Raw genomic sequence first — 20,433 nt, 5'->3', positions numbered from 1 at the left:
ACTGAGCGCGGTTCGACGCCGTGGCGCACGCTTTCAGCGCCGGAAACTCCGCTCACGATTTTATAGGGGTCCGTGAGAAAATTCGATCGCATGACTCGCATAGCGCTCACGCTGCTCGTCGTCGTCGCACTGCTCGCCTCCCTCCCCGCGGTCGCGGCGGCCGAGACGCGCAGCGGCGGCACCGTCGTCGTCGCGGAAGGCGAGACCGTCGACGACGACCTGGAGGCGTTCGCCGGCTCAGTCGTCGTCCGCGGCACCGTCGAGGGCGACCTCACGACCGCGGGCGGGGACGTGCGCATCGCCGAGCCGGGGACCGTCCGGGGCGACGTGGAGATGTCCGGCGGCTCCATCGAGGTCGCCGGGAACGTCACGGGCGACGTCGAGGCCGGCGGCGGCTCCGTCCGGGTCGCCGACACCGGACGAATCGACGGCTCGCTCACGGCCGGCGCGGGCTCCATCTTCGTCGACGGGGTCGTCGGCGGCGACGCGGAACTGGGCGCCGACACGATCACGCTCGGCCCGGACGCCCGCATCGAGGGCAACCTCACCTACGACGGCGACCTCTCCCGGGCCGACGGGTCGGTAGTCGGGGGGAGCGTCACCCGTGACGAGAGCGTCCAGACCGGCGGCGGTCCGGACCTGGGCCTCGGCGGGCCGCTGTTCGACCTCTACGGCGCCCTCGTGACGCTGTTGTTCGGCGCTATCCTGCTCTTTGCCTTCCCCCGGTTCTCCACCGAGGTCGCCGACCGCGTGGCCGCGGAGCCGGTCCGGACCGGCGGCATCGGAATGCTCGTCGCACTCGGCGTCGTAGCCGGCCTGGTCCTGGTGTTCGTCACGTTCATCGGCATCCCGCTGTCGCTGGCCGGGCTCTTGCTCTTCGTCCTGTTACTCTGGGCCGCCTCGGTGTACGGCCGCTACGCGCTCGGCGAGTGGCTGCTGTCGTACGCGGGCCTGGACAACCGCTGGCTCGCACTGGTCGTCGGCGTCGTCGCCGTCGCGCTGGTCGGACTGGTCCCCCTGCTCGGCCAGCTCGTCCAGACCGTCGTGCTGGTGCTCGGGTTCGGCGCGCTCGTCCTCGGGATCTGGGACGCCTACCGGAACCGGAGCGAGGCCGCGCCGGCCACCGCAACCGACCCGATCTGATGGGTGACGACACGCTCAAGACCGTCGCAGCCAATCGTCGGCCATGAACGTCACCGTCGACGTCGTCGGCGAGGACAGCCACGACGTGGCCGTCGACGCCGACGCCACCTACGCCGACCTGCTCGCCGCCGTCGACCTGAGCCCTCACGCGGTGTCCGTGATGGTCGACGGCCACACCGTCCCCGAGGACCAGCCGGTTGACGCCGACCACGTCCGCGTCGTCCGCCTCATCAAGGGCGGGTAGATGCGCGTCCGCGAGGCCGACCCCGGTGAGGTCGCCGCCGTCCGCAACGTCCTTGACGGTGCCGCGCTCGCGGTCGACCACGATAGACTCCGGGAGCAAATCGAGGCGGGCGCCGTCCTGGTCGCCGTGAGAGCCGCCGAAAGCCGCGGCGACGACGAAGCCACCGACGCCACCGTCCTCGGCGCGCTCGTCCTCGCCGGAGACCGGATAGACGCCGTCGCGGTCCGTCGGAACCGTCGCGGGCAGGGGATCGGGACCGAACTGGCCGAGACCGCCGCTGCCCGGCGGGAGCGCCTCGTCGCCGAGTTCGACGCCGGCGTCCGCCCCTTCTACGAGCGACTGGGCTTCGACGTCGAGCCAACGGCCGAGACGAACCGATTCAGGGGCGTCTGGACGCCGGATCGCCCCTGAATCGACGCCGTAGCCGAAACGATTATACACGGACACTAACATGCACCGTCCAGGCAACTAACTCATGTCAGCAACAATCGCCCAGCGTGCGGCCGACGCCACGTCGGACCGGCTCGCGGCGTATCTCATCGACTTCGCGTTACTGAGTGCCGCCGCGTTCGGCCTGTGGATCGTCTCCGCCGTGATCAGTTCGGTGCTCTCGTTCGGTGCGGGGATGGGGATGAACGCGGCCGACCCATCGGCGATCGATAGCGGCGCGTTCCTCGCGACGGCGGCATTCGGCTTCGTGATCCGGGGTGTGCTCTGGCTCGCCATCGGCGCGGTGCTGATCTGGTACTTCGTCTACTACGCCGATACCGGCCAGACGTTCGGGAAGCGCTCCCAGGACGTCGCGGTCGTCGACGAGGACGGCGGCGCGCCGTCCAAGCGTCAGCGGCTGATCCGGACCGCGCTCCTGCTCCTGCCGTTCCCCCTCATGGCGCTCCTCGGCCTGTTCGGTTTCGTCGGGTTCTTCTTCGCGATGTTCCTCATGGGCGCCTGGCTCGCCGTCGAAGCCGGCGTCATGTTCGTCAGCGACGACGGCCAGCGCATCGGCGACCGGGTCGCGAACACCTACGTCGTCGGCACCGACGCCTGAACGACCGGGTCTCGGCTCCGTTCAGTCGGTCCGACGTCACGTAGTCCGTCCGGTGAGGGACTCTATCTGCAACTCCCACAGCTCGACGGAAACGTCTTCGACGGCCTCGTCGAAGATCCGCAGCGGTTCGAACGCCTCGTTGATCGCGACCGCGTCCCAGGCCGGGTCGTCGTCGGGGACTTCCCTGAGGGTCCCCCTGGCGAGCACGCTCCAGGACGTCAACGCCTCGGGGTCGTCCGTGGGTTCGGCGTCGTAGACGACGTACGTCGCCGTGGTCGTCGCGTCGGCGAACGACAGCTTCGTGCTCCCCGGATGGTCGCCCAGGTGGAAGTAGAGCGACCCGTCCCGGTACTCGTGGACCAGCGGCACGGCGTAGGCCTCGTCGCCGTCGGCCAGCGCGAGCACGCCCGTCGGCGTCTCGCGCAGGTACCGTTCTACGTCCTCGTCGTCGAGTCCGCGCGTGTACGCGAACTCGATGTCAGTGTCCATACCTGACCGACGGTGCGTCGCGCCTTAAATTCAGACCAGCGGTTCGACGACGTCGCGCCCGGCGTCGAGTAACTCGTCGACGCGCGCTTCGCTCCCGGCCTCGGCGTACACCCGCAGCTTCGGCTCGGTGCCCGAGGGGCGGACCAGCACCCACGTCCCGTCGGCCAGCGTCATCTTGAACCCGTCCACCGTCGAGACGTCGGCGACGCCCTCGCCGGCCACCGACTCGGGGAGGTCGGCTTCGAGTTTCTGCAGGACGGTGGCCTTCCGGTCGTCCGGGCAGTCCACGCTGACGCGGCCCTGGTGGATCTCGCCGTGTTCGGCCAGCAGCGCGTCGACGCGGTCGTCCAGCGGCTCCTCGGCGGCGGCGGCCGCGGCCAGCAGCGCGACGAGGACGCCGTCCTTGTTCCGGAGGTGCGCACTGACGCCGAAGCCGCCCGACTCCTCGCCGCCCATCAGCGCGTCGTGGTCGCCCATCGCCTCGGCGACCCACTTGAACCCGACCGCCGTCTCGTGGACGGACTCGCCGTGGGCCTCGGCGACGCGGTCGACGATGCTGCTGGTGGAGACGGTCCGGACGACGTCGCCCGAGGCGCCGGACAGGAGGTCGTCGTACACCGAGGCGAAGAAGAGGTTCGGGTCGAGGAAGCCACGCTCGGGCGTGACGATGGCGACGCGGTCGGAGTCGCCGTCGTTGATGACGCCCAGGTCGGCCTCGTCCGACGTGACCGTCTCGGTGAGCTGTTCGGCTCGTTCGGCCACCGGTTCGGGCGCGCCGCCGCCGAACTCGGGGTCCTGTTCGCAACGGAGTCGCTCGACGTCCGCGCCCGCCTGTTCGAGCAGTCGGTCGGTGACGCCGCGGCCGCTCCCGTGCATCGCGTCGTAGGCGACGCGGAGTCCCGAGAGGTCACGGCCGCCCTCGCGCAGGTCGGCGACGAACCCTAGGGCGTGGTCGAGATACGGACCGACGAGGTCCGTCTCCTCGACGTCGCCCCACTCCTCGTCGGGGAGACTCTCGGGTTCGGCGAGGTTCGCCACCACCTCGTCGGTGACGTCGGGCAGCGCTGGGGCGCCGTCGCCGGGGACGAACTTCACGCCGTTGTACTCCGGCGGGTTGTGGGAGGCCGTGATCATCAGCGCGCCGGCCAGATCGCGATCCCGGACCGTCCAGGCGACCACCGGCGTCGGCGTGTCCCGCTCGGGGAGGACCACGTCGAACCCGTTGGCACACAGCACGCGGGCCAGTTCCTCGGCGAACCCGCGGGAGTGCTCGCGGGCGTCGTACCCGACGGCGATCGGCGCCGTCTCGCCCTGGTCTCGCAGGGAGGTCGCGACGGCCTGTCCCACCATCCGCACGCGGTCGTCGGTGAACTCGTCCAGCGTCGCGCGCCAGCCGTCGGTGCCGAACTGGATGGCGTCGGCCCGCGCCTCGTCGTCTGTCATGGGGGAGGATGCTCGCCGGGCGAGCAAAAAGGTCCGGTTCGGCGACAGGTGCTCGTCGCGACGGGCTAGGGTGCGTCGTCGTCGACGAGCGCTTCCTTCTCGGCACGGGAGAGCTGTTTGACCTCCCACTCCCTGCTCATGGCCGCGGACTGGGAGTCGAACGCCTCGACGTGGACGAGTTCGACGGGCGTCCGCCCGCGCGTGTACTTCGCGCCCTCGCCGCGGTCGTGTTCGTCGACACGCCGCTCGACGTCGGTGGTGTAGCCGGTGTACAGCGACTCGTCGGCACAGCGGAGGACGTAGACGAAGTGATCGTCACTCACGTCGCCCACCGTCGGGTCCGGCCGAACGCGTGTCGTGGTCTGTGGGCGATACGGCGACGCCGGTCAGGCTTCGAGCGCGCGTCGCTTGGCGACTTCCGCGATACCCGCGTTCGCGGCGCAGCTCGGGCACGCGCGAACTTCACCGTCGGTGTCGGCGAAGACGCGCGCGAACTGATCGGAGACGTGTCCGCCGCAGTGAGTGCAGTTGGACATCGTGATAGCCGGCGGTGTCGCCGGCAGTTTGTCATACGTTCCCACGATAGAAGTACTCTCATACCCACTAGTCAGGTATCTCCGTCGTCCCGCCGTGCGTCGGCGACACGCCGGGCGACGAGCCCAGCCTGCGTGCCCGCGGTGAATCCGGCGTCGACGTTGACCACCGTGAGCGCGGTACAGGACTGGAGCATCCCCGAGAGCGCGGCCTTCCCCTCGCCGCCGTGGCCGTAGCCGGTCGAGACGGGGAGCCCGATAAGGGGGACGTCGACCAGTCCGGCGATGACGGTCGGGAGCGCTCCTTCTCGCCCCGCCGCGACGATCAGCACGTCCTGTTCGCGAAGTTCGTCGAGGCGGTCGATCGTCCGGGTGAGCGACGCGACGCCGACGTCGTCGACCCGGTACACCTGGGCACCCATCTCCCTGGCGATCATCGCGGCCTCGCCGGCGGGAATCGCGTCCGAGGTCCCCGCCGTCACCACGCCGACGCTGGCGTTGAGGCACGTCGGCTCGTAGTCGGGACCGTGAGCGACCAGCCACTGGGACCGGTCGTCCCACCGAAGCGTGGCGTCGGGGTGGGACTCCGCGAGCCGATCGCGGATGGCCGCCGGATCGCCGTCTTCCAGCCGCGTCGCGATGGCTCGTCCAGTCGTCGTCAGCGCCGTCTCGACCAGTTCCGCCACCTCTTCGGACGTCTTTCCTTCGGAGAGGATCGCTTCGGGGACGCCGGCCCGCTCCTCGCGCGCCGCGTCGTATCGACCGGCCTCGCCCGTCGCGTAGCCGGCGAGCGCGGCTTCCGCTTCCGCGGGGGACATCTCTCCCGCGGCGACTGCGTCGAGTATGTCGCGCATGGTGGTTGTACTGGTGGGGGTGGTCGTAAGGGTTGGGAGGTTGGCTGGTCGCGAACGAAGTGAGCGACCAGCTATATTGCGAACGGGGAACGGAGTGACCCGCGAGCAGAGGCTGGGGCGCGAGCGAAGCGAGCGGCCCAGCTATACAGCGAACGGGGAGCGGAGCGACCCGTGAGCAGAGGCTGGCGCCGACGAGGTCCAGTCTGGGGAAGTGCAGACGAAATTCGCCGGGAAATGCGCCGACGAAGGCACCGACTGCCTGGTCGCGCACCCCGAAAGTCCAATCCGCGCGCGAGACACCGAGCGGCCGTTTCGCGCCCTGGCGGACCGTTCGGCGGGTGTTTTCGACCGGACTAACGTGACGAAACACCCTCCTTTATATAACTAAACACTGCCAAAACCGCTCAAACCCCCGTGAGTACCGGCGAGGAGGCCGTGCTTCAGGAAAGTATATAAGGTGCCACCGGGAACACGGAGGTGTATGGCAGACCTGATCGTCAAAGCCGCCGTGAAAGAAGCGCTCAACGACATGAACGTAGCCTCCGACTTCTACGACTCGCTCGACGAGGAAGTTGAGGAACTGCTCCAGGACGCCGCCCGGCGTGCCGACTCGAACGACCGCAAGACAGTCCAGCCCCGCGACCTGTAAGGCTGACTCCGCGGTTTTTCCGTTTCGTTACTTCGACCAGCGACGGCCTCGCGATGCCGTCCTGGCTCCCGACACTCACTCGGTGCCCGATAGCTGTCGGACGGTGACGCCGTCCTCGGTGCCCACGTGGAGTTCGTCCGCGAGGTCGACGAAGAGGCCGTGTTCGACGACGCCCGGGAGCGCCGAGAGGTCGGTCGCGAGGTCGTCCGGTCGGTCGATTTCGCCGAACTCGCAGTCGAGCACGAGGTTGCCGTTGTCGGTGACGACGGGGCCGTCCTTGCGCTCGGCCCGGCGGAGGACGGGCTCGCCGCCCAGCTCGCGGACCGCGTCGGCGACCGTCGTACGGGCGCTCGGCAGCACCTCGACGGGGACGGGGTGGTCGAGGACGTCCGCCTCCTTCGTCGGGTCGGCGACGACGAGGAAGCGGTCGGCGGCCGCGTCGACGATCTTCTCGCGGGCGTGGGCGGCGCCGCCGCCTTTGACGAGCTGTCCGTCGGCGACCTGGTCGGCGCCGTCGATGGCCAGGTCGACCGACACCTCGTCCAGGTCGGCCAGCGGGATGGCCGCCTCGCGGGCCAGTTCGCGCGACTGGAAGGAGGTCGGGACGCCGGTGACGTCCAGGCCGGCGTCGACCCGCCGACCGATAGCGCGGATGGCGTGGGCCGCGGTGCTCCCCGTTCCGAGTCCGACGACCTGTCCGTCCGCGACGCGCTCGGCGGCGGACTCGCCTGCCCGCCGCTTGGCCGCCTCGGAGCCGCCCTGTTTCATGTGTGTCTCCTCTGCGGGCGGGTAGAAAATCGCTACGGCTGGTCGTCACCGTCGGTCCGGTGGATCCTGTCCTGTGTAGTCCCGATCCAGCAAGTCCTGAGCCGGGCCTACAGTCGGCGTAATCGAACGACGTGGCGACCGGATTCAGTCGCCGGTCGGAGCCGGGGCCTCGTTCGGTGGTACCTGGGGCGTTACTGACCGACCGGCGTCTCTCGCTGGTCATGAGTACGATCGTCGAGGCGACGGTGGCCCCCGAGCAGTTCGCCCTCTCCGAGACGTTGCAGCGCCGGCCGTCGACGATCGCGCCGCCACCGTCCCCACAGGTCTGATCCGGCTGACTCGGGCCGCCTTCGGCCGGTTTAAACAGTGGATACTTTTCCCCCGGCCCCCTGACTGGGAACCATGTTCGGGACCAGCGGAATCAGGGGACCGGTCGGGGACGAGGTCACCGCGTCGCTCGCGCTCTCGGTCGGACGAGCGGTGGGCGTCGACGCGGACAGCGTCGTCGTCGGCCGGGACCCGCGCGAGTCGGGCGAGTTCCTCGCGGACGCGCTCGCGGCCGGCCTGCGCGAGTCGGGCACCGACGTCGTCGACCTGGGGCTGGCGGCCACGCCGACGGTCGGCCGCGCGGTTGCCTGGGAGTCGGCCGACGTCGGCGTCTCGGTGACGGCCTCCCACAACCCGCCGCAGGACAACGGGATCAAGCTCTGGCAGCCCTCCGGGCAGGCGTTCGACGCCGACCTTCGGGACCAGATTTCAGAGCGGATCCGCGACGAAGCGGCGGACCTGGTCGCCTGGGACGCCGTCGGTGAACGCCGGGCGGCCGACGCCGGCGAGCGCCACGTCGCCGCCCTGACCGACGCCGTGGACCTGGCCGACCCGCCCGCCGTCGTCGTGGACCTGGGCAACGGCGCCGGCGGCGTGACGGTCGAGGCGCTCACGCGCCTGGGCTGTGACGTCGAGACGCTCAACGCCCAGCCCGACGGCTCGTTCCCGGGGCGACCCAGCGAACCGACGGCCGAGAACTGCCAGTCGCTGTCGACGCTCGTCGGCTACACCGACGCGAGCCTGGGCATCGCCCACGACGGCGACGCCGACCGGTTGCGCGCGGCGAGTTCCGACGGCACCTACCTCTCCGGCGACGAACTGCTGGCGATCTTCGCGGCCGACGCCGCCGAGCCCGGGGACGCGGTCGCCGTCCCGGTCGACACCAGCCTGGCCGTCGCCGACTACCTCGCCGAGCGCGACGTCGACGTGACGTACACGCCCGTCGGTGACGTCTACGTCGCCGACGCGGCCAGCGAACCGGGCGTCGCCTTCGGCGGCGAGCCCAGCGGCGCCTGGATCTGGCCAGAGGAGACGCTGTGTCCCGACGGCCCGCTCGCGGCCTGCAAACTCGTCGCGCTCGACGCCGAACGGTCGCTGGCCGACCGGGTCGCCGACGTACCGGACTACCCCATCCGCCGGGACAGCGTCGAGGTCGACGACAAGCGAGACGTGATGGACCGAGTGAGCGCACGCGTCGCCGACGAGTTCGCCGACGTGTCGACGCTGGACGGCGTCCGGGTCGACCTGGGCGACGCGTGGTTCCTCCTCCGGGCCAGCGGGACCCAGCCGCTCGTCCGGATCACGGCCGAGGCGCGCGAGGAATCCCGGGCCGACGACGCCTTCGAACGGGCGCGGTCGCTGCTCGACGCGAGCCGGGACTAACGGCTGGCTGCTGGCCGATCAGGCGCTGTGGCGTGCTGTGCTGGCAGTGAAGCGTGAGTGACAGCGATGGAAGAAGAGCGCCACGTCCGTCGACCGCCTCCCACGGTCGCGGGCGAGCGCGACCCGCTGTTTCTCGTCCGAGACGTCCACCGACTGACCCCCTGCGGTGTCGGCGGCCGCACGGACCGAGTACGGCGGGCTGTAGTCGTGTGCTATCCGCGACGCGTGGACCGGGCTTCCCGGACGCTCGCCCCGTCTCGGATCTTGTCCTCACACTGCGGGCAGACCCGCGGCGCATCGACCCCGTTGGGCGTGAAGACCCGTGCGTAGTCAGCCGTTACAAAATTGCCGCAGTTCTGGCATTCCGGCATACGTGAAACTGTATGGACAGCTATCCTCTTAATGATTGGTGATGTGCCACGAGATACCACGACGGCGCTGTCGGGCTGTTAGGGTGCTCTGGCGACGCTCTGGGACGATCTGGGCGCAGAATCGGTCCGGACCGCGGCCCGGTCAGAAGTCGGCGGTAGTCGTGTCGTCCTCGGCGAGTTCGACGACGCCGTCGAACAGCTCGCGGAACCGGTCGACCGTCGCCTCGTCGTGGACGCCCTTTGCCAGGTGGAACAGGCCGACCGCGTCGTGGGTCGCCAGCAGGTCGAGGATGCGCTCGGCGGCCCGCTCCGCCCGGTCCTCGTCGGCGTAGTAGATCAGTTCTGTCAGCGAGTCGAAGCTGATCCGGAGCTTCCCGTCGTGACTCTCCAGGAACGTCTCGACTTCGTCGACGATCCCCTCCCAGTCGTCCGGCGAGGCGACGTAGCGGAGGTTCTCCGAGGCCCTGCGGGTGTAGCCCCGTTCGATGGAGATGGTGTCGAGGATGGTCGCCCGATCCTCGTCGACCTCGTAGTACTCCAGTTTCTGCTCGACCTCGCGAGCCGAAGTCCGCGTCGAGACGGCCAGCAGGTGGTCGGTGTCCGTACTCAGGAAGTCCGTGTCGATGCGGTCGGTCTCGCCCGTACTCGGATGCAACAACAGGACGCCCGTGCCGCCCGGAATCGTCTCCGGCGCCCCGTCGATGGCGAGCGTGTACTCCATACGGACAATAGGGCGCGGGCAGGCGCTTTAACTCTGCGGGTAACGGGCCACTGCCATGAGGTCTGACCCCTCAGAACACGCTGTCGGCCGTCGCGGCGCCGACCACGCTGAAGATAGCGCCGACGGCGATGGCCTTGAGCGTGGTGAGCAGGACGTCGGTGGTCGTGGGGTCGTCGAGGATGCCGGCCTCGACGAGGAACGTCTGGGGCGCGGTGAAGGCGAGGGCGAGGATGGCGACCGAGCCGAAGGAGACGCCCATCAGGGAGACGAAGCGCAGCGGGACGCCGGCGACCTCGGCCTCGACGTCGGGGTCGCGGTCGTCGTCGGCCTCGTACAGCGCACCGTAGCCGATGCCGAAGACGATGCCGACGACCGCGAGCGTGTGGGCCCAGGTCATGTTGGCCGCGAGCACCCACACCTCCTCGGTGACGACGAAGGGGCCGGCCAGCAGGAACCCGCCGACGATCTGCTGGGCCGTGTCGGCGAGCTTGAACCGCGGCGCGCGAGCCATGCCAGCTATTCCAGCAGCAGGGGCCTAAACGGTGGCGTTCTCGGTGATCGGCCGGTCAAACCGCGTCTCGCAGTCGCGCCCAGCCGCCGCGGTACACGAGGAGGTACGCGAGCGGGAGGGTCACGGCGAGCCCTCCGACCGTGTACAGGGGCGTCAGGAAGAAGTCGGCGGGTGCGAGGAGCGCGCCACTGATGAACGCGCCGTATCCGGCGACGACGGTCGTCTCGACGGCGCGATCACGCGTCGTCCGCGGGTAGTTACGCTCCCCGAGTTTCCGCCACCGATTGTAGAGATAGGAGAGGACGACCAGGTCGACGATTACGACCCACACTCCCCACGACCGTGGGTTCGAACTCCCCCGGGCGCTCGCGTCGCGATACACCCAGTAGGCGACGAGGACCCGGAGGCCGACGATGAATGCGACGAACGCGTAGCCCGCGAGCATCCAGGGTCGGAGGTCGCTGAACGGTGGCTGGAGGGCCATCACCGACGACGTGTCAGCTAGGGCTCATAGCTCTTTCCGTCCAGTCGAACCCGTTTTCCCTGCGAAATCCAGGCGAATGCCCTCAGACGACTGAACGGAACCGTTCGAACCCACGACGATACCAGAGGAGATACGCGGCGGGAAATGTGAGGACGAGCGACGCGGGGATGGAAGTGAGCTGAACGAACGGGTCTGGTGGTGCGAAGAGGAACGTGAGGAACACTCCTGCACAGCCGGCGATCAGCGCCGTCTCGACCAGTCGCTTCCGAGCCGTTACTGGCTCCTGGCGCTCGCCGATCCGACCCGCGAGGACGAAATAGGTGGCACTCGCGGGGAGGACGACGAGCGTACAGAGCGCCCAGAGACGAGGCCTGTCGCTGCCCCGGTCACCCGCGTCAAGGTAGACCCAGTACACGAACAGCAGGGACAGACAAGCCAGGAGGCCGATACTGGCCGCGCCCATCACGACCACGACTGTCGGCGCCGACGGCCCAAACTGGCGGAGGGCAGTCGGCAGGGCCGATGACATGGCCGATGCCACGACGATAAGAACCATATAATTTACCTCTCGCCAACACGTTCGCGAACGCTGTCCGTGGGTCGGATTGATCCGGTTCGAACGGACCGGGACCGAACTGAATTTGCCGCTGGCGACGCTCGATCACAGTATGAGCGCCGGCGACGCCTTCGACGAGTGGGCACGACAGGGGAAGGACCAGGGGATGGAGGAGCGCCACTGGCACACTGCGAAACATGTCCTCTCCCAGATGCCCGTCGAGGAGGGCGACACCGTGCTGGACCTCGGATCCGGGAGCGGCTACGCCGGGCGGGCTCTCCGTGAGACCCGCGGCGCGGGCCGGACGTACGGCATCGACGCCGCGGCCGAGATGGTACACAACGCCCGATCCTACACCCAGGACCGCCACTCCGGGTTCCTGCGCGGCGACTTCGAGCACCTCCCCTTCGCCGACGACTCGGTCGACCACTGCTTTTCGATGGAGGCCTTCTACTACGCCGAGGACCCCCACGCCGTCCTCGCGGAACTGCTGCGAGTGCTCCGGCCCGGCGGGACGTTCTACTGCGCCGTCAACCGCTGGGAGGAGAACGTCTACTCCCACGAGTGGGAGGAACTCGTCGGGGTGCCGATGGTGCTCTGGAGCGAACGCGAGTACCGCGCGGCGTTCCGCGAGGCGGGCTTCCACGTCGCCGGCCAGGACCGCATCCCCGACGAGGAGACGGAGATCCCCGCCGAGGGGGACTTTCCCACCGAGGACTGGGAGACCCGGGAGTCGATGGTCGAGCGCTATCGCGAGTACGGCACGCTGCTGACCGTCGGCGTCGTCCCCTGACCGACACCGTCGTATCCTGGCCGTCACCGTCGGGGAACCACCGGCCACGTCCGGCGATTCGGGCGCGGGGAAGGCTTTTACTCACAGGGACGAACCCGACTGTATGCCAACCCGTCAGCAACTACTCGTCCTCCTCGCGGTCGTGACGGGTCTCCTGACGCTCGTGATCCTCTCGCGGGTGCTCTCGACCGTCTTCTTCGCCATCACGGTCGCGTACGTCCTCTACCCGCTCCGGGAGTTTCTCGTCGGCCGCGGCATCAACCGGCGGGTCGCGGCAGCGCTCAGCACCCTGGTGGCCTTCGCCGCCGCGGCGGCGCTGGCTGTCCCGGTGATCTGGTCGCTCTACCGGCGCCGCGCCGAGTTGCTCGCCTTCCTGCGGGCACTCCCCGACGCCATCGAGATCGACCTGTTCGACACCGTCTACGTCCTCGACCTCGCCAGCGCCGTCGTCACGATCCGGCAGTTCGTCACCGCCATCGCCGTCGACGTGGCCGGCGAGACGCCCGAACTCGGCCTGAAGCTGTTTCTCTTCGCGCTGCTCGTCTACGCCCTGTTGTTGCGGCCGACGGCCACCCAGACCGTCGTCTACCGGACCGTCCCCGACAGCTACCACGACGTCGTCACGCGCCTCCACGAGCGCGTCCGAGATACCCTCTATGCCATCTACGTCCTCCAGGGCGCGACGGCGCTGGGCACCTTCCTCGTCGCCTTCGTCGTCTTCACGCTGCTGGGCTACGACTCCGCGTTCGCGCTGGCCGCCCTCGCCGGTATCCTCCAGTTCATCCCAATCATCGGCCCGAGCGTGGTGATCCTCACTGTCGCCGCCACCGACGTGTTCGCTGGTGACGTCCCCGGTGCGATAGCGCTCACCGTCGTCGGCCTCGTCTTCGTCGGCTTCCTCCCCGACGCCGTCGTCCGCCCACAGCTCGCGCCCTACACCGCCGGCATCCCGGGCAGCCTCTACTTCGTCGGCTTCACCGGCGGCGTGCTGTCGGTCGGGCTGGTGGGCTTCATCGCCGGTCCGCTCGTCGTCGCGCTGTTCGTCGAGTCGATGGACCTGCTCGCCGCCGAGCGTGGACCCCGACAGAAAGCCGTACAGTGAGTCACCCCTCGCCCGGAGCTGCGTCGAACCGGACTTAGCAACTGCCTAAGAACCAGTTTCCAGCGGTCGGCCCTGCTTTTCCCACTCTGTCAGGCTCCCCTCGTAGAAGGCCAGGTCCTCGAAGCCGAGGTGTCGGAGCACGACGTAGGTGTGGCTGATGCGTCGGGCGGTGTTGCAGTACAGCACGATCCGCCTGTCCGGCGTGATGCCGCGTTCCTCCACCACTGCCAGGGCCTCCTCCCTGGGCAGGATTCCCCGGCTCTCGTCGTCGACGAGGTCCTTCCAGTCCAGCGGGACTGCGCCAGGAACGTGACCCTCTTCGTACTCCCAGTCCTCGCGCGTGTCGACGACGACTGACTCGGGGTCGTCGCCGGCAGCCGCCACCGCGTCGGCGTCGACCAGGACCGACTCGGCGGGCGGGTCGACGACGTAGTCAGTGGGCTCGACGTCGGGCGCGTCGCTCGTCGTCTCGTGTTCGCGCTGCCAGGCGGAGAAGTCGCCGTCGAGCAGGTGGAGCTTCTCTGGGTCGTGGCCCAGAAGCTCCGCCGTCACGAGGAAGCGCGCGGCGAAGACGCCGTGCATGTCGTCGTAGGCGACGATTTCGGCGTCGGTCGCGATGCCGTGCTCGCTCAGGAGTACTTCGAAGTCCTCGGCCGACGGGAGCATGCCGGTCGAACCGTCGTCGTTCGTTCCCCCGCTTCCCTCGGCAGCGTGTTCTTCGGCCCGGAACGAGTCGAATGGGATATTCACCGCGCCGGGGAGGTGGCCGATGCCGTCGTACTCCCAGGCGTCGCGGACGTCGACGACGTTGAGGCCGTCGAGGTGGTCCGCGACCCAGTCGGTCGAGACGATGTCGGTCATTGCCGGAAGTTTCACTCCCGGGCGTTTGAACCTGTGTTTCTCGCCCCCTGGCTGCCCGCACTCGAAGATAGCGGGGATAATTGCCACTGGTTCGTCACCGTTTAAGTCGACTGGCGGCCATCTCGGGTGAATGTGGCCGGCGACAGTCCGGTGGAATGCGGACGTTTCGCACGGGTTCGCCGGCCAGTAGAGGCAGAATCTGCCGGAACAGGGGAGGAGGGGCAGGGAACGCCGTCAAGAGAGGTAGTTTAAGAGGTGGGGGTGTAGGACTGATTGGATTATGAGTGAGTACGCCAACGACGTTCTCGTCTCCGCCGACTGGGTCGAGGACAACCTCGACCAGTTCCAGGACGACGACTCCGACTATCGCCTCGTAGAGGTCGACGTGGACACCGAAGCCTACGACGAGGCCCACGCGCCGGGCGCCATCGGCTTCAACTGGGAGACCCAGCTTCAGGACCAGACCACGCGAGACATCCTCACGAAGGAGGACTTCGCCGACCTGCTCGGCAGCCACGGTATCAGCGAGGACTCCACGGTCGTCCTCTACGGCGACAACTCCAACTGGTTCGCCGCCTACACCTACTGGCAGTTCAAGTACTACGGTCACGACGACGTCCGACTCCTCGACGGCGGCCGCGAGTACTGGGTCGACAACGACTACCCGACGACGGACGAGGCACCCGACTTCTCCGCCGTCGACTACGAGGCGTCCGGCCCGCGCGAGTCCATCCGCGCGTACCGCGACGACGTCGAGAACGCCATCGAGAAGAACCTCCCCCTCGTCGACGTCCGCTCTCCCGAGGAGTTCTCCGGCGAAGTCCTCGCGCCCCCGGGACTGCAGGAGACCGCCCAGCGCGGCGGCCACGTCCCCGGCGCACAGAACATCTCCTGGGCGGCCGTCACCAACGACGACGGCACGTTCAAGGACTTCGACGAACTCGAATCGCTCTACGCCGACGAAGGCATCGACGGCGACGAGACGACCGTCGCTTACTGCCGCATCGGCGAGCGCTCCTCCGTCGCCTGGTTCGCCCTGCACGAACTGCTGGGCTACGACGACGCCGTCAACTACGACGGCTCCTGGACGGAGTGGGGCAACCTCGTCGGCGTCCCCATCGAGAAGGGTAACTAACGGCGCTCGTTTACGATATTCTTTCGCGGTACAGCACCGAACGACAGCACCAGCTATCTCGATCGGCTTTCGCAGTGCGAGCGGGACAAACGATTGCCAGCGCTGCGCAGTGAGCGACGAGTATCTACTCTTCTCCATTTCGACTGTGACCCGATGTATCGACGACCACGGAAAATGGTAAATGAAAAGACAATATCGACACGTTCCGGGCTACTTCGGACAGCAATCTGGCAAATTATGTCAATCAGTATACTTAATTGTCGTCGACACGTAAGTCGGATATCGTGCTCGAAGCGATACGGCGAGTGAACCAGACGACGCGCGTCCAGTACGCGCTCATGCTGATCTTCGGGACGCTGTGTATCGCCGTCGCACTGTCGCCACTCGAGGACCCGATTCGGCTCACGGCCGTCGGAACGCTCTTTGGCTTCACGGCCGGCATCTGGGTCTCGCACCTCGTCCAGGTCCTCTCGCGTGCCGCTGCGGCCGGTAATGCCGACTTTCGGGCGGCGGACTGACGGCTGGGCAATCGACGGCCGGGCGAACGAAACGGACCATGAATCAACCGGATACCTCCACCGACGCGGCGGCCGAGTCGACGTTCCTGAGCAACATCGAGTTCCTGACGGGACGGGACCCGAGTCTCGGTTCTTTCTTGCTGACCGTCGGGATGGTCACCATCGTGTTCATCGCGCTGTTCCAGTTCACGCTCCCGGACCCAGTCTCGCACCTGCTGACCGCCGGCGTCATCTTCGTCACCGTGCTCAGCGCCATCTTCGCGTCGCTGCTCGAAAGCTTCGGCTACTTCGGTCCCTCGGGCCGGGCGGCCCGGGAGGAGCAAGCGGAGCACCGGCACGACGCGAAACCGTGGGTGCCGAGCGTCGAGCCCGCTGCACCGCTGCCGCCGCTGATCAACTTCGACACGGAATTCGAAGCCTACGCCGACATGTTCGACGGCGACCTGCCGGCGGCGTTCGACCCGTTCATCGACGACTATCTCCGGTTGAAGACCAACACCGCGAATCGGCCGACCATCGCGAGCGACCTCCGGGCCGACCTCAATCCCATCGGTGCACTCTTCGAGGCGGACACTGACGCCGACAGGCTCTACGAGGACATCTCCCGGCGACTGTTCCGGTATCTCAGCGAGGGCGGGAGACACCTCACGCTCGACCGGATCACGTTCTACGACGAAGACGACACGGAGACCGACGTGACGACCCTCCGGAACCGCATCGGGCGCGTCGAACTTCAGGTCACGAACGAGGGCGAACCGGCAGCGGTCGACGTCGTCGTCAGCCTCGTCGACGACGACGGTGCTGACGTCGCCAGTCGGACCTGTCGCGCGGGCGTGCTCGGCGCCGGTGCCACGAAGGTGCTTGACACAGACGTGTTCGTCCCGGTCGACGCCGAGGCGGTGCGCACGACCATCCGAACCTCGGACCCCGGACGCACCGTCGCGGCATAACGCGCTGTCTCACCTCACTCACACCGCTCGAAACACGCGAATCGCGTCTCCTGACGTGAGTTCCCGAATCCACTGCGCGAACCCCCGCTCCGAAAACACTTCCTTCCAGTCGCGGTGGTACAGCGGGAAGTCGTCGTTGACGTCGATGCCGGTGAGGTTCCCGAATCCCTCGCGCCGGAGGCGTTCGAGATGGCGGCCACAGCCGACCTCCAGAACCGCGGCGTCCCCGGGCGCGTAGTGGCCGACCACGTCGGCGATGGTCACGCTGCCTCGCTGGGACCGATCTCCGCGTAGTACGACGGCGAGTAGTCGCCGGACCGCTCGGCCCAGTCCTGGCGGACGTCCTCGGGGTCCAGACGTCCTCGAAAGCGGAGTGGCCAGTAAATACTGCACGGAATGAATCGCTGCGTTTCACACCGCGATGTAGCGGCCGACGAATCGTTCGAGACAGGTGAAAGACTGAGCGACCAGTGGGTGCCCGGGTTGCTCCACGCACGAAGTCAAACAACTCGAAGGCCCTCGGCGCGCTGGGGGTCGATCCACGGGACCGACTCGTCTTCGAGGAACTCGCGGCGCGCTCTCGCTATGGGCGACCAAGCAGTAGCGACGAGACGACCGTCGCCTACTGCCGTATCGGTGACTGCTCTTCCATGGGCCTGCGGGGACTTCTGGCCTCGACGAGGGGCAACGCACCGGACGCGTGGCGTCAAACCACCCCTTCCGCGTATCGGGCAACTTAATGCCCGGAACGGAAATCCGTGGGTGAACGCCGATAATGAGTCGAGGGCACGACGACCCGGTCCCGGAGGACGAGCGTGACGCGCTCCTCACCATCGCACACGGTGCGGTCGTGACGTCGGGCGGCGTCTCCGCCCAGCGGTTGCTCACCACCACTACCGAGTTCCTTCTCGCGCGCGGACTCGGCCCCGTCGCCTACGGGGTGTACGCGTTCGCCTGGCGTATCGCACAGTTGCTGATTCAACTTGTCACGTTCGGCAGCGTCCCGGCACTCCAGCGATACCTGCCTGCCGCCGAGGACGACCCCGAAACCCAGTCACGAACGACGGGACTGGCCTACGCCACGACGCTGGGATTCGGAACGGTAATCGCGGCCGCCGTCTGGCTCCTGGCGCCGCGAATCGGTGCGGCGACCGTCGAGTACCCCTCGTTCCCGACTGCGCTGGGGCTGTTCGGCGTCCTCGTCCTGCTCACCGGGCTCGTGATGATCTACGCCGCCACCTTTCGAGCGGCCGGCTCGGCCCGCGGCGAGGTCCTCTTCAACAAGCTCCTTCGGCCCGGCGTCCGGCTGGTCGGCGCGGTCGCAGCGCTGGCGCTCGGCTACTCCGTCGTGGGCGTCGCCGGAGCCATCGTCGCCTGTACCGTAGCGCTCGTGGTCGTCGGGTTCCCCTGGACGGTCAGCGTGACGGGGATCCGACCCACCCTCCGCGTCGGTCGCGGCGACGTGCGCCGGTTCTACGAGTACGCGGCACCGGTGGCGATGAGCAGCCTCGGGAAGGTGTTCCAGAACCGCGTCGACGTCCTGCTCGTCGGCGCCCTGTTGACGGCGGTGGCCGCGGGGATCTACAACGTCGTCCTGGTGCTGGTCTCGATAGCCTGGATCCCGCTGTTGGCATTCAATCAGCTGTTACCGCCCGTCGCCTCTGACCTCTACGCCAGGGACGAGATGGACACGCTCAACGCGGTCTACTCGTCGGCGACACGTCTCATCCTCACGACCGTGGTCCCGATTCTGGCCGTGCTGGCAGTGTTCGGGCGAGAGCTCCTGGCGGTGTTCGGTCCGACGTACGTCGAGGGGTACGTCCCGCTCGTGGTCTACCTCGGCGGCGTGTTCGTCGGGAGTTCGGTCGGCGCGACCGGCTGGCTCCTGATGATGACCGACCACCAGTACGCCAGGATGGCGCTCGACTGGTTCCTCGCCGCACTGAACGTCGTTCTCACGTACACCTTCGTCGTGGAGTTCGGTCTCGTCGGCGCCGCGCTCGGCACGTCGCTCGCGATCGGCGTCCAGAACGGACTGCAAGTGCTGCTGATCAGGCACTTCGAGGGGCTATGGCCCTTCGACGCGACGTTCCTCGACCCCCTCGCCGCCGGCGCGGTCGCGGTCGTCGCGATGGTCGCCGTTCGAACGGCGGTCGACGGCCTCCCGGCGGCGGGGCTCGGAACACTGGTCGGCCTCGTCGCCTACGCCGGTACCCTCCACGCGCTGGGGGTCGACCCGCGGGACCGACTCGTCTTCGAGGAACTCGCGGCGCGCTATCGCGCCGTCCTGGCCGACGCCGTCCGGTTTCGGGTCACGAACTCCTAGCCGCCGACCACGTCCTCGTCCGTCGGTCCCTGGCCGTCGAACTCGGCGACGAACTCGTCCAGTCGGTCGGGGTCGTCGGCGCCGGCCAGACGCTGTGCCGCTGTCACGCAGTCCGCCTCGACGCCCAGGTTCTCACACACGAGGTCGCTCGTCACCTCGGCCATCTGGCGGTAGGTCGTCAGCTTTCCGCCGACGATGCTCGCCGCGTTCGCAACTCCGTCCGCCGCGTGGTCGAGCAGGAAGAACCCCCGCGAGATGCCGCGTCCCTCGTTCTCGGCCTCGTCGGGCGCGTACAGCGGCCGGACGCCCCACCACTCGCGGACGACCGGTGCGTCGGCGACGGCGGGGACCATCGCGGCGCACTCTTCGACGGTCTTCTCCACTTCCCAGTCGGCGCGTTCGTACTCGTCGGGGTCCTGGACGGCGACGCTGGTCGTCCCGAGGACGGCCTCCGTCTCGTGCGGGACGACGATGTCGCCGTCGTCGGGGTCCCGGCAGCGATTGAGCACCGGTCCGAGGTCGTCGTACTCGACCGAGACCATCACGCCGCGGGTGGGCTGCATCTCGACGTCGAGACCCGCCATCGCCGCCACCTCGCCCGCCCACGCACCGGCTGCGTTGACGACGAACTGCGGTTCGACGACGTCGTCGACCGACCCGCCCACCCGCGCCGTACTGACGCGCCCGTCTGCGACGGTCAGCGATTCGAGCGGCGCGTGCGGGTGAATCGCCGCACCGTTCTCCCGGGCGTCGGCGGCGTTGGCGGCCACCAGACGTGAGGGGTACACTACGGCGTCCGGGACTTCCATCACCCGCTCGACGTCCGTCGAGAGACCCGGGACCTGCTTGCGGGCCGCGTCGAGGTCGACTGTCTCGACGGGGATGCCGACCGCCTCACACCCCCGTCGTTTCTCCTCGAAGTAGTCCGGGTCGTCACCAGCGAGCTGGACGAACAGGCCGCTGGTCTCCCTGATGCACTCGCCGGCGATAGCACGCAGAATGCGGTTCTCGTCGATGCACTCCTCGGCGCCGACGGGGTCGAACTCCGCGTAGCGCGCCCCGCTGTGCAAGAGTCCGTGTGAACGGCCGGAGGTCCCGCTGGCGAGGCCGCCGCGGTCGGTCAGGACCACGTCGACGCCGCGCAGGGCCAGGTCGCGGGCGACGCCGGCACCGGTCGCACCGCCGCCGACGACGAGGACGTCGGTTTCGATGGTCATCACCGGA

25 protein-coding genes and 1 pseudogene are annotated in these 20,433 nt (G+C 68.3%); 12 read left to right on the top strand and 14 right to left on the bottom strand.

Going from position 1 to position 20,433, the window contains the following annotated elements; all coding sequences use genetic code 11:
• The first annotated feature begins 90 nt into the window (after nt 1-90).
• The 4 genes from AC5FRV_RS19225 (at nt 91) to AC5FRV_RS19210 (ending at nt 2,435) form a co-directional block, all read left to right on the top strand.
• Nucleotides 91-1,143 (top strand): bactofilin family protein, encoded by a 1,053-nt coding sequence (locus tag AC5FRV_RS19225; protein ID WP_493562706.1) that lies wholly within the window; start codon nt 91-93, stop codon nt 1,141-1,143.
• 43 nt (nt 1,144-1,186) lie between these two features.
• Nucleotides 1,187-1,387: a ubiquitin-like small modifier protein SAMP2 gene (samp2, locus tag AC5FRV_RS19220; protein WP_493562705.1), complete on the top strand. Its 201-nt coding sequence runs from the start codon at nt 1,187-1,189 to the stop codon at nt 1,385-1,387.
• Nucleotides 1,388-1,798 carry a GNAT family N-acetyltransferase gene (locus AC5FRV_RS19215; protein WP_493562704.1) on the top strand — a complete coding sequence of 137 codons (411 nt, stop codon included), beginning with the start codon at nt 1,388-1,390 and terminating at the stop codon, nt 1,796-1,798.
• A gap of 64 nt (nt 1,799-1,862) precedes the next feature.
• Nucleotides 1,863-2,435 (top strand): RDD family protein, encoded by a 573-nt coding sequence (locus AC5FRV_RS19210; RefSeq protein ID WP_493562703.1) that lies wholly within the window; start codon nt 1,863-1,865, stop codon nt 2,433-2,435.
• A 36-nt stretch (nt 2,436-2,471) separates the two neighbouring features.
• Here AC5FRV_RS19210 and AC5FRV_RS19205 read toward each other — a convergent pair whose 3' ends face one another.
• The 5 genes from AC5FRV_RS19205 to larB form a co-directional block, all read right to left on the bottom strand.
• Nucleotides 2,472-2,924, bottom strand: a complete 453-nt coding sequence (locus AC5FRV_RS19205; protein ID WP_493562702.1) for a pyridoxamine 5'-phosphate oxidase family protein — start codon at nt 2,922-2,924, stop codon at nt 2,472-2,474.
• 30 nt (nt 2,925-2,954) lie between these two features.
• Nucleotides 2,955-4,367 (bottom strand): phosphoglucomutase/phosphomannomutase family protein, encoded by a 1,413-nt coding sequence (locus tag AC5FRV_RS19200; protein ID WP_493562701.1) that lies wholly within the window; start codon nt 4,365-4,367, stop codon nt 2,955-2,957.
• Between the two features lie 65 nt (nt 4,368-4,432).
• Entirely contained in the window at nt 4,433-4,690 is a 258-nt protein-coding gene (locus AC5FRV_RS19195) for a GIY-YIG nuclease family protein (protein ID WP_493562700.1), read from the bottom strand.
• A gap of 63 nt (nt 4,691-4,753) precedes the next feature.
• Entirely contained in the window at nt 4,754-4,903 is a 150-nt protein-coding gene (locus AC5FRV_RS19190; protein WP_493562699.1) for a DUF7563 family protein, read from the bottom strand.
• 71 nt (nt 4,904-4,974) lie between these two features.
• Nucleotides 4,975-5,754, bottom strand: coding sequence for a nickel pincer cofactor biosynthesis protein LarB (larB, locus tag AC5FRV_RS19185; RefSeq protein ID WP_493562698.1), 780 nt, complete (start codon nt 5,752-5,754; stop codon nt 4,975-4,977).
• A gap of 481 nt (nt 5,755-6,235) precedes the next feature.
• On the opposite strand from larB, the gene AC5FRV_RS19180 reads away from it, so the two are divergent.
• The gene (locus tag AC5FRV_RS19180; RefSeq protein ID WP_089813555.1) at nt 6,236-6,403 is read left to right on the top strand and encodes a DUF1931 domain-containing protein; all 168 of its coding nucleotides are present in this window, start codon (nt 6,236-6,238) and stop codon (nt 6,401-6,403) included.
• A 75-nt stretch (nt 6,404-6,478) separates the two neighbouring features.
• Here the strand turns inward: AC5FRV_RS19180 and rpiA are convergent, their stop codons facing one another.
• Nucleotides 6,479-7,171 (bottom strand): ribose-5-phosphate isomerase RpiA, encoded by a 693-nt coding sequence (gene rpiA / locus AC5FRV_RS19175; RefSeq protein WP_493562697.1) that lies wholly within the window; start codon nt 7,169-7,171, stop codon nt 6,479-6,481.
• 402 nt (nt 7,172-7,573) lie between these two features.
• Between rpiA and glmM the strand changes: the two genes are divergently transcribed.
• Complete coding sequence (gene glmM, locus AC5FRV_RS19170; protein ID WP_493562696.1) at nt 7,574-8,881, top strand: phosphoglucosamine mutase; 1,308 nt, start codon at nt 7,574-7,576, stop codon at nt 8,879-8,881.
• Between the two features lie 212 nt (nt 8,882-9,093).
• On the opposite strand, the gene AC5FRV_RS19165 is transcribed toward glmM, so the two are convergent.
• The 5 genes from AC5FRV_RS19165 to AC5FRV_RS19145 all read right to left on the bottom strand — a co-directional run bounded on the left by AC5FRV_RS19165 (nt 9,094) and on the right by AC5FRV_RS19145 (nt 11,497).
• On the bottom strand, nt 9,094-9,252 hold the full coding sequence (locus AC5FRV_RS19165; protein WP_449271692.1) for a DUF7563 family protein: 159 nt from the start codon (nt 9,250-9,252) through the stop codon (nt 9,094-9,096).
• 142 nt (nt 9,253-9,394) lie between these two features.
• Entirely contained in the window at nt 9,395-9,973 is a 579-nt protein-coding gene (locus AC5FRV_RS19160; protein WP_493562695.1) for a DUF7090 family protein, read from the bottom strand.
• 70 nt (nt 9,974-10,043) lie between these two features.
• Nucleotides 10,044-10,484, bottom strand: coding sequence for a DUF2391 domain-containing protein (locus tag AC5FRV_RS19155; protein ID WP_493562694.1), 441 nt, complete (start codon nt 10,482-10,484; stop codon nt 10,044-10,046).
• Nucleotides 10,485-10,539: 55 nt separating this feature from the next.
• Nucleotides 10,540-10,968, bottom strand: coding sequence for a hypothetical protein (locus AC5FRV_RS19150; protein ID WP_493562693.1), 429 nt, complete (start codon nt 10,966-10,968; stop codon nt 10,540-10,542).
• Nucleotides 10,969-11,050: 82 nt separating this feature from the next.
• Nucleotides 11,051-11,497 (bottom strand): DUF7534 family protein, encoded by a 447-nt coding sequence (locus AC5FRV_RS19145; protein WP_493562692.1) that lies wholly within the window; start codon nt 11,495-11,497, stop codon nt 11,051-11,053.
• Nucleotides 11,498-11,636: 139 nt separating this feature from the next.
• Between AC5FRV_RS19145 and AC5FRV_RS19140 the strand changes: the two genes are divergently transcribed.
• Both AC5FRV_RS19140 and AC5FRV_RS19135 read left to right on the top strand, forming a co-directional pair.
• The gene (locus AC5FRV_RS19140) at nt 11,637-12,317 is read left to right on the top strand and encodes a class I SAM-dependent methyltransferase (RefSeq protein ID WP_493562691.1); all 681 of its coding nucleotides are present in this window, start codon (nt 11,637-11,639) and stop codon (nt 12,315-12,317) included.
• A 103-nt stretch (nt 12,318-12,420) separates the two neighbouring features.
• The gene (locus AC5FRV_RS19135; protein ID WP_493562690.1) at nt 12,421-13,419 is read left to right on the top strand and encodes an AI-2E family transporter; all 999 of its coding nucleotides are present in this window, start codon (nt 12,421-12,423) and stop codon (nt 13,417-13,419) included.
• 45 nt (nt 13,420-13,464) lie between these two features.
• Here AC5FRV_RS19135 and AC5FRV_RS19130 read toward each other — a convergent pair whose 3' ends face one another.
• A complete protein-coding gene (locus AC5FRV_RS19130) occupies nt 13,465-14,280 on the bottom strand; it encodes a sulfurtransferase (RefSeq protein WP_493562689.1) in 816 nt (271 codons plus the stop codon).
• Between the two features lie 280 nt (nt 14,281-14,560).
• On the opposite strand from AC5FRV_RS19130, the gene AC5FRV_RS19125 reads away from it, so the two are divergent.
• From AC5FRV_RS19125 to AC5FRV_RS19115, 3 genes are all read left to right on the top strand, one after another.
• Nucleotides 14,561-15,415, top strand: a complete 855-nt coding sequence (locus tag AC5FRV_RS19125) for a sulfurtransferase (protein WP_493562688.1) — start codon at nt 14,561-14,563, stop codon at nt 15,413-15,415.
• A gap of 284 nt (nt 15,416-15,699) precedes the next feature.
• Nucleotides 15,700-15,933 carry a hypothetical protein gene (locus tag AC5FRV_RS19120; RefSeq protein WP_493562687.1) on the top strand — a complete coding sequence of 78 codons (234 nt, stop codon included), beginning with the start codon at nt 15,700-15,702 and terminating at the stop codon, nt 15,931-15,933.
• A 38-nt stretch (nt 15,934-15,971) separates the two neighbouring features.
• Nucleotides 15,972-16,883 carry a hypothetical protein gene (locus tag AC5FRV_RS19115; protein WP_493562686.1) on the top strand — a complete coding sequence of 304 codons (912 nt, stop codon included), beginning with the start codon at nt 15,972-15,974 and terminating at the stop codon, nt 16,881-16,883.
• Nucleotides 16,884-16,901: 18 nt separating this feature from the next.
• On the opposite strand, the pseudogene AC5FRV_RS19110 reads toward AC5FRV_RS19115, so the two are convergent.
• Nucleotides 16,902-17,239 (bottom strand): annotated as a pseudogene (locus AC5FRV_RS19110) (hypothetical protein).
• A 419-nt stretch (nt 17,240-17,658) separates the two neighbouring features.
• Between AC5FRV_RS19110 and AC5FRV_RS19105 the strand changes: the two are divergent.
• On the top strand, nt 17,659-19,209 hold the full coding sequence (locus AC5FRV_RS19105) for a lipopolysaccharide biosynthesis protein (RefSeq protein ID WP_493562685.1): 1,551 nt from the start codon (nt 17,659-17,661) through the stop codon (nt 19,207-19,209).
• On the opposite strand, the gene AC5FRV_RS19100 is transcribed toward AC5FRV_RS19105, so the two are convergent.
• Nucleotides 19,206-20,426, bottom strand: coding sequence for an FAD-dependent oxidoreductase (locus AC5FRV_RS19100; protein ID WP_493562684.1), 1,221 nt, complete (start codon nt 20,424-20,426; stop codon nt 19,206-19,208). The two genes, AC5FRV_RS19105 and AC5FRV_RS19100, sit on opposite strands and share 4 nt — an antisense overlap.
• Nucleotides 20,427-20,433: the final 7 nt, after the last annotated feature.

Source organism: Halomicrobium sp. HArcel3, from assembly GCF_058933135.1.
Note: the sequence above shows the minus strand (reverse complement) of the source record. Positions and strands in the feature narration are given on the sequence as shown.